Annotated in this window: 11 protein-coding genes; 3 read left to right on the top strand and 8 right to left on the bottom strand. The window is 46.2% G+C overall.

The window, feature by feature from the left end:
- Positions 1–61: 61 nt before the first annotated feature.
- From RF007C_RS02915 to RF007C_RS02880, 8 genes are all read right to left on the bottom strand, one after another.
- Positions 62–766, bottom strand: coding sequence for a hypothetical protein (locus tag RF007C_RS02915; RefSeq protein ID WP_037297094.1), 705 nt, complete (start codon positions 764–766; stop codon positions 62–64).
- A gap of 223 nt (positions 767–989) precedes the next feature.
- Positions 990–1,691, bottom strand: coding sequence for a hypothetical protein (locus RF007C_RS02910; RefSeq protein ID WP_037297093.1), 702 nt, complete (start codon positions 1,689–1,691; stop codon positions 990–992).
- Positions 1,692–1,929: 238 nt separating this feature from the next.
- Positions 1,930–2,613: a dockerin type I repeat-containing protein gene (locus RF007C_RS02905; protein WP_037297092.1), complete on the bottom strand. Its 684-nt coding sequence runs from the start codon at positions 2,611–2,613 to the stop codon at positions 1,930–1,932.
- A 229-nt stretch (positions 2,614–2,842) separates the two neighbouring features.
- Positions 2,843–3,538 carry a hypothetical protein gene (locus RF007C_RS02900; protein WP_037297090.1) on the bottom strand — a complete coding sequence of 232 codons (696 nt, stop codon included), beginning with the start codon at positions 3,536–3,538 and terminating at the stop codon, positions 2,843–2,845.
- Positions 3,539–3,858: 320 nt separating this feature from the next.
- Positions 3,859–4,965 carry a cation diffusion facilitator family transporter gene (locus RF007C_RS02895; protein WP_019679117.1) on the bottom strand — a complete coding sequence of 369 codons (1,107 nt, stop codon included), beginning with the start codon at positions 4,963–4,965 and terminating at the stop codon, positions 3,859–3,861.
- A gap of 15 nt (positions 4,966–4,980) precedes the next feature.
- A complete protein-coding gene (locus RF007C_RS02890) occupies positions 4,981–5,628 on the bottom strand; it encodes an SIMPL domain-containing protein (protein WP_051456490.1) in 648 nt (215 codons plus the stop codon).
- Positions 5,629–5,644: 16 nt separating this feature from the next.
- Entirely contained in the window at positions 5,645–5,992 is a 348-nt protein-coding gene (locus RF007C_RS02885; protein ID WP_019679119.1) for a TerY-C metal binding domain-containing protein, read from the bottom strand.
- Complete coding sequence (locus tag RF007C_RS02880; protein WP_037297089.1) at positions 5,982–8,222, bottom strand: substrate-binding domain-containing protein; 2,241 nt, start codon at positions 8,220–8,222, stop codon at positions 5,982–5,984. The genes RF007C_RS02885 and RF007C_RS02880 overlap by 11 nt, the downstream gene beginning before the upstream one ends.
- A gap of 710 nt (positions 8,223–8,932) precedes the next feature.
- Between RF007C_RS02880 and RF007C_RS02875 the strand changes: the two genes are divergently transcribed.
- The 3 genes from RF007C_RS02875 (at position 8,933) to scfA (ending at position 12,076) form a co-directional block, all read left to right on the top strand.
- Positions 8,933–10,858, top strand: a complete 1,926-nt coding sequence (locus tag RF007C_RS02875; protein WP_037297088.1) for an ABC-F family ATP-binding cassette domain-containing protein — start codon at positions 8,933–8,935, stop codon at positions 10,856–10,858.
- Positions 10,859–10,871: 13 nt separating this feature from the next.
- The gene (locus tag RF007C_RS16265) at positions 10,872–11,825 is read left to right on the top strand and encodes a dockerin type I domain-containing protein (RefSeq protein ID WP_051456489.1); all 954 of its coding nucleotides are present in this window, start codon (positions 10,872–10,874) and stop codon (positions 11,823–11,825) included.
- Between the two features lie 113 nt (positions 11,826–11,938).
- On the top strand, positions 11,939–12,076 hold the full coding sequence (gene scfA, locus RF007C_RS16845; RefSeq protein ID WP_019679123.1) for a six-cysteine ranthipeptide SCIFF: 138 nt from the start codon (positions 11,939–11,941) through the stop codon (positions 12,074–12,076).
- Positions 12,077–12,110: the final 34 nt, after the last annotated feature.

Genomic DNA, 12,110 nt, shown 5'->3' with positions numbered 1-12,110 from the left:
AATATATCAAGAAAGGCTCCCCGAAGGGAGCCTTTTTTATCAAACACAGAATAACAGGATCTTACTTTGCGAATCTGTAGTTGGAGTTGCTTAAATATTTCATGAACATATCTGTGTCAGCCTTGCTTAAATATCCGTCATTGTTGATGTCGAATGAGTAAGGTGAATAATTACGGCCTACGTTGCCTACAACTACGTTCATGATTCCGAAATAGCTGAACTTGTAGCTCTTTGTGAAGTTGTTTGTAACTGATCTGATTCCGCTGTAAAGGATCTGGTAATCATCAGAGTTTATCTTCTTATCCAGGTTGAGATCGCCAACGAGGAATGTAGGACCTGCTGATACAGCATCTGCAATGAGGTTGCCGTTTGCATCGTATGCGTAGTTTGTAGTGCTGAGCTCCTTATAGTCGGAAGGAGAATTGCAGTACATATGTACAGATACCATGCCGCCTACCATATTGCGGTTTGAGGGACGGAAGTTGCCGCCGCCGTTGTATACGCCGGGATTTCCGCCGCCGCCGGGGGTAAGTGATCCGGATGCGATCTTGTCTGCAGAGGGAGCGCTTGTGTTAGCTGTTCTGCAAGAAACACCGAATACGAGGAGATCGATATTCTTGCTTTCAGAAACTGCAAAAACCTTTCTGTATGTGAAACGTGCGTTTGCGTTAGCTGCTGCGTTTGCAGAAAATGAGCTTGCCATAGGAACAGCACAAAGAACTGCTGCTGCAATTGAAGCTGTAACTTTTTTGAGAGTGTTTTTCATTTTATTACATATCCTTTTCAAAATATTTGAGTTGTCGACGACTCTGATAGTATTATACCAGATTTTTGCCAGTAATTGGCTGTTTGTTGCACCTGGTTAACGTATGGTATATGTAAATTTATATGGACAATCTTTATTTATTTTATCAATTTACAAAAAATCTGTAAACAAAAAGACTCCCCGAAGGGAGCCTTTTCAGAGTGACTATTGAATAATAGAAAGATTATTTAGCAAATCTGTAGGTGGGATTGCTTAAATACTGCAGGAACATATTTACGTCAGCCTGGCTTAAATATCCATCATCGTTGATATCGAATGCGTAAGGTGAATAATTATGACCTACGTTGCCTACAACTACGTTCATGATTCCGAAATAGCTGAACTTGTAGCTCGTTGTGAAGTTATTGGTCTTTGATCTGATTCCGCTGTAAAGGATCTGGAAATCATCTTCATTTATAGCCTTATCCAGGTTAAGATCGCCAACGAGGAATGTAGGACTAGCAGATACTGCACCGCTTACAAGGTTACCGCTGGTGTTGTATGTATAAATAGTATTGCTGTATTCTGTGAAATTCGGAGTGGTGGAATAGAAGCTCTGCGAGAAAAGGCCGCCTACTATATTATTGTTTTTGGGAGAGTAGGTTCCTGCGCCGATGTGGCGGTTCTGAGCGCCTGAATTACCGTTGATGAAAGTACCGCTTGCAATTGCATTTGCCTGAGGAGCTGATGTGCCGTTGGAATTGATGCTCCATGAGAATACTACATCCTTGATGTGGTAGTTAGAAGAGCAAGCGTAATTCTTTCTGAATGTATAACGTGCGTCTGGGCCTGCGTAAGCATTAGCTGTTAATGAGTTTACAACGGGAAGAGCGCAGAGAACTGCTGCTGAAATTGAAGCCGCGATTTTTTTAATAGTGTTTTTCATTTTGTATTCATATCCTTCGTAAATTATTTGAGCTGTCGACGACTCTGATGTTATTATAACAGTCTTTGGCTAAAAATAGTCATTTGTTGCGCATGGTTAACAGTGACTTGTGTGTAGAAAAAATAAACTATTGTTTGTACAATTTGTACAAAGAGCATAAAACGAGAGGGTGTAAAAAAGGCTCCCGTGAAGGGAGCCTTTTCGTATGTGCAATTATTTATTTGTAAAACGAGTCCGATTACTTTGCAAATCTTGTGAGACTGCCGTTGTTGTAGTTGGCGAGCATAGTTCTGTCAGCAGAAGTTACATAGCCGTCGCCATTGATGTCGAACTTATATTTTGCATATGAGAAATAGCTGCCGCCAAGAGTACCTGTTACGTTCTGAGTGTATGAGTAAGAGCCTGTGAAACCGTTGTTGATTGCATAGCACATATAATCATAGTCCTTTGCGTTTACAACATTGTCGTTGTTGATGTCGCCAACGAGGAACTTATAGCTGTGAACGCTGTTGTATGACGGTACGTTTCCAGCCTTGAAAGCATTACCTACTAAGCTGCCTTCAACGAAATCAGAAGGGCTGTTGCAGTATGCTGATGCGAAGCAAACAGGGCCGTAGAGACCTGCTGATCTTTCAACATTAGCGCCGCAGCTGTAGTACTGAGTGCCTGCGCTGCCACCGTTGCCTGTTACATTTCCCTTAAGAATGGTGTAAGAGGGGACAGAGGTATTTGTCATCCTGCAAGAGAAGCTGAAAACGAATTTTACTACATTAGCTGAATCGTCAATAAACCAGATGCGTCTGAATGTGTTGCGTGCGTTTGCGTTAGCTTCTGCGTTTGCAGACAGTGAGCTTGTCATAGGAACAGCACAAAGAACTGCTGCTGCGAGTGATGCTGTGATTTTTCTAAGAGTGTTTTTCATTTTTTAACATATCCTTTTCTATATATTTGAGTTGTCGACGACTCTGTTGTTATTATACTTGTTTCTGGCTAAAAATAGCCGTTTGTTGCACTGAGTTAACTGCTTTTGAACGTAAAAAAAACAGCTCGTTTTTTGTGCATTTTATCAATTGACATCGGGGATGCACCTATAGATGCAAAAAAGGCCCCCATAGCGGGAGCCTTTTTGATCTGTATTATTTTAAGTATGATTACTTAGCGAACTTCTGGAGATTGTTGCTGATGTACTGGAGATGCATCTCATAATCAGCATCTGTTATAACGCCGTCATCATTGATATCGAACTTGTAAGCAGGGATAAGCTCGCCGTTTACACTGATATTTGTCTTGAAATCAGCGTTTCTTGCGCCGCAGTAATTGATACCTGTGTAAAGGAGAGAGTAATCAGCACCGTCAATTATTGAATTACCGTTAAGATCTCCAACAAGGAAAGGTCCGAAAGTAGTGATGGAGTTGTATGAAGGCTGCTCGTTGTTCTGAGGCTTGTAGTTCTTGTAGCCTGTGCAGTAATTGTATTCACCGGGTACGAAATCAGTAGCTGTATTGCAGTATGCGGATACTGATAATACAGGGCCTGAGAGAGATGAAGTCTTCTTTAATGTACCGCCGCAGTTATAGTATGTATCACCTGCGCTGTTGCCGCCTGAGTAGGTAGCATTCTTGGCGATAACTGTCTTGAAGGGGCTGGAAGTTCTGTACTTCCTGTTTGCGAAGAAGTGCTCTATTCTCTTTACGCCTGCTGTACCGTCAACGTAGTATGTCTCTCTGAATGTGAAGCGTGCGTCAGCGTTAGCTGCTGCGTTTGCAGTTACTGAGCTTACCATAGGAACTGCACAGAGAACTGCTGATGCGAATGCTGCTGTAATTTTCTTAAGTGTGTTTTTCATTTTAATTCATATCCTTTGTAAATCTAATATTAAGATCAGTCGACTCATCTGTTATCAATTATAACACATTACATGGGAAAAAATCATATGTTGCATCAAGTTAACAGCCTTTTGGACGTAAAAATTCCTGCTCATTTTTTGTGTATTTTGTCAATTGACATAACAAAAAGGCTATATATCCGAGAAAACAACCTGTATGCGTTGATTGATAAGAATAGGACGCCCTGAAAAAAGCGTCCTATAAATTTTTTATATAACATAAGTTTTTTTGCCCTGAGTATAAGCTGAGCTTGTGAAAACTCATTTATACGGAAGGGATTTTAGTCGCTGACATCGGTGTCGAGGGTAATGCTCACGGCATGATCGGGATAAGCCTCCTGCGTTTCCGTGAGGATATGTTCATAGAGCTCATTGGCATCAGGAGCCGCAAAATCTATGATGATGTCGAAGTGTATGGTCTTGCGCACCTCGTCCAGATAAAAACCGTGTATCTGGAGGATATACTCATGGGACATGACATTTCTGCGTATATCGCTGTAAACCTGAGCTGCACGGTCGTTGCCGGTATTTACTGCATAGACGCTTATGCCTGCCAGTATGACCTTGTGCTGTACAAGTACCTTTTCCGTTATGTGGTGCTCCAGCTTGTCGAGCTCTGCCACAGGCATGGTATCGGGCACCTCTATATGCACCGAGCCTATGAGCAGATCCGGACCGTAGCTGTGCAGCAGCAGGTCGTATGCACCTTTGACCTCGGGGAATGAGGTTATGGTCTGCTTTATCTCCTTTGACAGCTCACTGCTTATGCGCTTGCCTATGATGTTCGAGAGGCTGTCTCCAAGCATACCGAGACCTGATTTTATTATCACGAGGGAGATCACAGCGCCCAGCCATGCTTCCGTGCGGATATTGAATATCAGGTATACCGCGGCTGCAATGAGAGTGGAAAATGAGATCACCGAGTCGAGCATTGCATCCTTGCCCGAGGATATGAGCGAATCCGAATTTACGCTCTCGCCCTTTTTCTTGACATAAAGGCCAAGTATGACCTTTACGACAACTGCCGAGGCTACTATGATAATGGCTGCCGCAGAATAATCGGGAACGGCAGGGTGTATTATCTTCTTGACGGATTCGACGAAGGAGGTCACGCCTGCGTACAGGACTATTACCGCGATAAAAGTCGCACTGAGGTTCTCCACTCTGCCGTATCCGTAGGGGTGGGCTTTGTCGGGACGTTTCCGTGCGAGCTTTGTGCCTATTATGGTTATGACGGATGACATAACGTCGCTGAGGTTGTTTACCGCGTCGAGTACGATGGCGATGGACGAACTGATTATTCCCACTGCCGCCTTGAAGGAGGCAAGAAAGATGTTTGCCAGTATACCGATGATACTGGTCCTGACAATGACTTTATCTCTGTTCAATGAAATAACACCCCTTCAGATCATTTCCCATTCAAATTCCGAGCAGTCCGTAAGACTTATATCGTCGGGGGAGATATTTACTGCTTTGGTGGAGGCGCGCATACAGTTCATGTCAAGATCGTAACGTGCCTGGGATTCAAAGCTTTTTTCTGTTCTGTCATAGCTTATTTTCAGAAGCTTTCCGAGCTTTGCTCCTGAGGCCTCGCAGAGAACGAGAGCCTTGTGCTTTGCGTCGGCGGCAGAAAGCCTGATGAGCTCATCACGGACGGCTTCCGTATCCTTTACGGAGAATCTCACTGACAGCTGTGGAGCAGCTGAGGACGAGGAGATATCCCTGAGCACGGACGCAAGGAGCTCCGTGTTCATGGGGAATTGCAGACTCATGCTGTGTGAGCAGCAATAGCCTTTGAATACATTGCGGAACATACCGTTTTCATCTGAAACAGACTCGTATTCCGTATATACATTGAAGTTTGAGGTTTTAAGGCTGTCCCTTTCAAAGCCCAGCCCTTCAAGGACAGTGCGCAGCTCTGTGAGAGCGGCTTCTGCCTTTTCCATGGCTTCGCCGCAGTCCTTGCTGCGTGTCTGTACATCGAGTCCAAGATCTATGAGATCGGGCTTTACAGAAATGCTTCCCGTACCTCTGACTATAATAGAAGCCATATCCTTTACTCCTTTCTCAATAGCCGCCGCCCCTGACCTTTACGTCATCTTCGGTGGTGGCTATATCTCCCGTAAGACCGCACCAGCCGCAGGTCATACGTTCCTCGTTGTTCCAGCAGCTGAGTTTTCCGCAGCGTCCGCAGAGCACGAACTTTACCGAGCCGCAGTAGGGGCAGCCGTTATAGTCGTCCGTAGCGTCGAGGCTTCCTCTTATCTCGGTCCTGTCGAAGCCTTCATGGGAAGCGCGGCGCTCGTCTATGGGGAAGGCCCATGTCCTGAACCAGTCGTTGTATCTTTCCTCTACTCTCACACCGTAGATACGGCGGGATTCCGGGCATTTCATAAGTATTACTTCAGCTTTCATTTTCCTCAGCCTTTCTTTTCTGTTCGTCCCTGTATTCCGAGGGAGAATGTCCCTCGCACATCCTGAACTGGCGGACGAAATAATTATAGGATGAATAGCCGCATTCGCGCGATATCTCCGTAACGGTCATATCCGTCTGTGAGAGCAGCGTCTTTGCGGTGTCTATACGGAATTCTATCATTTCCTCGATTATGCTCTTTCCAAAGTAGGATTTGTATATCTTCTGGAGGTAGCTCTTGCTGAGATACAGGCTCTCGGCTATCTCACTGATATTCCACGGGAGCTCGGGGTTCTTCATTATCCTGTTGCGGAGCAGGCAGAGCTTTTCAAACTGCGGATTGTTGGTAGGCTCTGATATGGTATAGGAGAACACGCGGTTTACAGTAGCCTTGTACATAGCGTCCGAAAGGTCGGCGGAGGGCGTCAGCTCCAGACTGTAAACGCCTACTGAGAAATCGATATTGCAGTTTTCCTCGCTGCTGTTGAACTGAGTCTCCTTTATTTTTGCACATAGGGTGTTGTATATGGGCTCGGCTCTGTCGGTATCGGGACTTATTACGCACAGCGTCTGCGAAGCCCATGCACCGCATATCTCCCTGTTGTGTATACATGAGCGGAGTTTTTTCGCAAATGCCGCCATGATACTGTTGGACTTCTCCTCGCCGCTCTGATAATAGGCTTTCTTCAGGCCGTGGAGTTCAAAGGTCATGCACTCGATGTATTTATTGCCCGAGTCGGCCGAGAGCTTCGCAGCGAATTCGCGCTCGATGCCGCTTCTGTTGATAAGGCCTGTGATGTGGTCGTACAGCAGAGCCTTGCTGGTATTGAGGATAGTGCGGTTCATAATGGCTTTTATGCGCACCTGTTCAAGGGCGACGTTTACGTAGTTTATCCACTTCATGTAAAGGGAGCTGAAGGAACGAGGCTCCTTTCCGAAGGAAACTGCGCAGTAGCCGAAGAAATTATTGTTGTAATGCAGGGGCGATATGAAGAAAGCGGAGGGGTAGTTCCTTTCTTCGCTGTAATCGGGGAGTATCCTTGAGGAACTGAATACCACATTGGTCTCTGCTTCTCGCCATATGGCGGATTTTGCAAGTATGACCTTCATATCGTCTCCGACGCTGAAATTGAGCTCCTCGGCGTTTTTGTCCAGGGTGGCGTCAACATACTTCTTTGTAAGACATATGCGTATCCTGCGCATTTTATGCAGAAAGTAGGTGTAGTTGTCGAGTCTGTCGGCAAAGGTAGGGATATTGTCGGCATTGGTTATGTCAAACAGCATATCACCGTAGAGCAGCTGCGACTCAAAACGGGCATTTATGCTGATATTCCTGAGTATATTATGACGAAGCCCGGGATTTTCCGAGCAGCCGCAGCTCTCACCGAGACGGAGCTCGCCGTTCTCGTTAGGCACCTTGCTGCATATCTTTCCCGTGATTATCCGGTAAAGTCTTCTTACAGCCTCTGCTCCCAGCTGGAAGTTGGGACGGCTGTAGCTGGTTATGGTAGGACTTGACTGATAGCCCTCTATGGAGGCGTCATAGCCTGTTATGGCAATATCTCCGGGGACGCTGAGACCTGCGTCCATAAAGAGCTTTGTAAGGGTTATAGCCATGACGTCGTTTCCGCAGACGATGGCTTCGGGGCGTTCAAGCTCGCCGCTGAGTATTCTTTTTGCGTATTTTTTCGGAGCTTCTGTCCAGAAGTCGCCGTATTCGAACCAGGTCTTATCTATATTTATGCCGTGGCGTTTCATAGAGTTCTTATAGCCGGCAAGCCGTTCCTCACCGCTGAAGGTGTTTTTTGGACCTGTAATGCAGTATATCCTCTTGTAGCCATGTACTCCGATGAGGTGGTCGGTGATGGTCTCGAAAGCCTCGCGGTCATCAACGGATGTGGTCTCGAAGTTTTTGTGGCCGTTGTAGTCCAGGAGCATTACAGGCTTTTCGGAGCGCTTGCAGAGCTCGTCGATATATCGGCATATATCCTCATTGTGAAAGGCATTTCTGTCATAGATGAGACCGTCTATATTCTCGGAGAACATGAGGTCGAAGATGGTTTTTTCGGCGTCCTTGTGGACGGAGTGGAGAGAAAAGTTGTGAAGGGGCGAGATGACGGCGATATCGCAGTTGCTCTTGAAAGCCTGAGTTATGATACCGCGGAGTATCTCGCTCTGGAAGTCGATATGGCAATCGGCGATTATCACGCCTATTAGGATTCGTCGGCTCATTTTATCCCTCCTTATTTAAATACATATATAAAATGGCGGGGAGGAAATTATCTTCCTCCATTTCAAGGAATGCTTCTGCCGTCCGTGATGTGTTCGCTATTAAAAAGGTATCAGTATCGATGCCAGTTAAAGGACGTCAGTGGGGGTATATTTCTGCTTATGTACTATTGTATCATATTTTTGTGTGAATTGCAAGATGATTTTATATATTTGTCAGCGTAATTTCAAAAAATCTTCTCAAAAAGATAGTTTTTTTCATTGTATTTGCTGATCGTATATGTATAATATTATTGTAGGCATAAGACGTTCGTGAAAACGGCAGAAACATAGCCGTTGCTTTATGCCTCCTCAGGGGAATGATCCATTGCCGCTACGGACATTAGGCAGTTCTTCGGCATCTGATCTGCTCGGCTCACGGAGCCGACGAACAGGACACTCCGATTACACCCTCAGGTTTTTTGTAAACATCCCTCAGGAAGAACCTCCCTCACAATCGGGAGGTTTTTTCATTTTTATAGCTAAAAATCGGTGAAAACAGTCTTTTTTTGATGTAGTATGTATAAAATCGCACAAAAATACGCCGCCAATTATATCAACCGTAACACTTGACATTTACTTCGTAAAATGGTATGATAAAGTTATATAACTGCAGCCTGCACAAAGGAATCACTATTTTTTTGTGCAATGTGCAGATAAAAAGGAAATACAATATGCTTGCAAGCCTGACAAATATAAACAAATTCTATAACGGCGCTCAGGTGCTGTGCAATGTCTCGCTCACTATTGACGAGAACGACAAGATAGGTCTGGTCGGCAGGAACGGCTGCGGAAAATCCACTTTGCTCAAGATACTTACAGGCTCTGTGGAACCCGACCGCTTCACTGAAAAGGACGGCATCATTTCTATGGCGGCCAAGACCACGGTGGGCTATCTCGAACAGATGGGAGGTCTCAACACAGAGAATACCGTCATCGAGGAGATGAGAAGCGTTTTCGCTCCCATACACCGTGCCATCGACAGACTGCGCGAGATCGAGATAGAGATAGAAACAGGCGATGATTCCTCCGCTGATGAGTACCAGCAGCTCTCTTCATGGATAGAGGCCAATGACGGCTACAATACCGATGTGAAGATACGTATGGTGCTCAATGGTATGGGTTTTTCGGGCAAAGAGCTTGAGCGTACGGTCTCGGGCTTCAGCGGCGGAGAGAAAACAAGACTTTCAATAGCAAGACTGCTGCTGGAAGAGCCTAACCTTCTTATACTCGACGAGCCTACCAACCACCTGGACTTCAAGACCATAATGTGGCTGGAGGATTATCTGCGTTCATACAAGGGCGCGATACTCATAGTATCCCATGACCGTTACTTCCTGGACAGACTCTGTACTTCGGTATGCGAGATCGAAAGGGGAGTCCTTACAAGATACAGGGGCAATTATACAGCCTTTGTCCGTCAGCGTGAGGAGAACGACGCCCGCCGTGAAAAGGAATATGAGCTTCAGCAGAAGAAGATAGCTCAGCTGGAGGACTATGTGGCGAAGAACCTCGTCCGCGCCTCCACTACAAAAATGGCTCAGAGCCGCAGAAAGCAGCTTGAGAAGATAGAACGCATAGAACGTCCCGTACATGAGACGAAAAATGCAAAGATACGCTTTACCTATGCTGTTGAGCCGCCTCTTGACGTGCTCAAGGTAAAGGGCGTGGATATATCAGTGGGTGACGGAGCCGCCAGAAAAACGCTGGTGGACAATATTGACTTTGAAGTCCGCAGAGGCGAAAAGATCGGTATCATCGGCGATAACGGCATCGGCAAATCCACTCTTCTGCGTATAATACAGGAGCAGCTGCCCCACAAGGGCATCGTGCGCTGGAACAGCAATATAAAGATCTCCTACTTTGAGCAGGAGAGCACCAACCTCAATAAAGAGCTTACAGTTATGGAGGAGCTCCACAGCCGCTACCCGTCCATGTCGGATCTTGAGGTCCGCAGCCTGCTGGCTCAGGTAAGACTGGTGGGAGAAAATGTTTTCAAGGAAACAGGAGTCATCAGCGGCGGTGAACGCGCCAAGCTCTGCTTCGCAATAATGATGCAGGAGCACGGCAATGTACTTATTCTCGATGAGCCGACCAACCACCTCGACCTCAGCTCAAAAGAGGCCATAGAGGAGGCATTGGCTGAATATACGGGTACGGTCATTTTCGTCAGCCATGACCGCTACCTCCTCAGCAAGATTGCTGATAAACTTATAGAACTGACTGACGGCACATACAGGCTCCATAACTACGGCTTCGAGAAATACCTTGAAGTTCTGCGTGAGGAGCAGGCCGCGGAGAGAAAAGCTCTCGATGCGGAAAAACAACAGAAGGCTGCGGAAGCAGCCGCAGAAAAGGCTGTAAAAGGCTATCGCAGCAAACAGCAGAGAAGTGCCGACGCTGCGAGAAAAAATGAAATGAGACGCCTTGAAAAGGAAATCGACGATCTGCAGGCGCAGATCGACTCCCTTACCGAAGAGATCGGCAGGGAAGAGGTGTACAGCGATTATGAGCTGATGAACCGAAAATGCGCCGAGATCGAAGAGCTTAAGCAGAGGATCGATGAGGATTTCGAGCTTCTGATTGAGCTTGACCAGTGAAAAGGAGTAATTTATGAAAAAGAAAACGCTTATGAGCCTTGTCGCAGCAGCGGTCATGACTATTTCTTCTGTGGGCATTGCTGCTCACGGTGAAGCAGGTCTTTTTACGATCGGAGATCTGAACGGTGACGGCATGGTGGACGCAACGGACGCTTCAAGTGTTCTTGCAGCATATGCGTGCGCATCAACGGAAAAGGAATCGCCTCTGCTGAGCTCTCAGCTCCCTGCTGCCGACCTTAACGGCGACGGCATGATAGATGCGGTAGACGCTTCACTTATACTTTCTTACTATGCATGGGCTTCGTCCAGCAATGATGAAGGTGCAATACTTACTGACTTCCTCGAGAAGAACGGATTCAAACAGAAAATGACAGATGCCGACAAGGCTGAACGCACAAAGGAGAACAACGGCGGCGAACCCGCTCCCGAACAGAATGATGCTCCTCCGATCGCGGAGCCCGGCAGCTTTGAATATACTCTTCCCCGTATCGACAGCGAATACGATGAGTGGTTCTGGGTTGGAGACTCACGTACCGTGGGTATGGCAAGAGGTATCGATATAGACTATATCGGCAAGGTAGGCGCAGGTATAAGTCTCTTCAGGAACAACTACGATCAGATATGCCAGATACGTGACAAGACAGTTATCATCAACCTCGGCGTAAACGACCTCGACAGCGGTGCTTACCTCAGACTCTACAACGGCCTGCCCGATGATTTCCTTGAAAACAACAAGGTCATCGTTCTGGCAGTAAATCCCTGCGACGGAAACTATCAGTACCTGAACAGCAGGATAGAAAAATTCAACAGCGATATGAGTGCAGGTCTGGACAGCAGGATCACTTTCCTCGATTCCTATACCTTCCTCGTATGGAACGGCTTTGCCACTGTTGACGGACTCCACTACACCAATAATACCTATGTGGATATTTATAACTTCGTTTTCGACAGCCTTCATGCCGAATAAAGAAAAAAATCTGAATTTTTTGAAATAACACTTGCATTGAAGCTGTTAATATGATATAATATTATAAAGTATTCTGCGGCAGAGTGCCGCATATTCCTATGGAGGGTAAAAAAATGAAACACATCAAGACTATCAATAAGGCTAATCTCAAGGAATCTGCTCAGAAGGGCGGCTGCGGCAAGTGCCAGGCTTCATGCCAGTCAGCTTGCAAGACTTCATGCACAGTTGCAAATCAGAAGTGCGAGAGATAAGCTCAAAGCTAAGAACAGCTGAGGCAGTATGAAA

The organism is Ruminococcus flavefaciens 007c (assembly GCF_000571935.1).
In the GTDB taxonomy this organism is placed as follows: domain Bacteria; phylum Bacillota; class Clostridia; order Oscillospirales; family Ruminococcaceae; genus Ruminococcus; species Ruminococcus flavefaciens_F.
The sequence above is the reverse complement of the archived record's forward strand: the minus strand, read 5'-3'. Positions and strand labels throughout refer to the sequence as shown.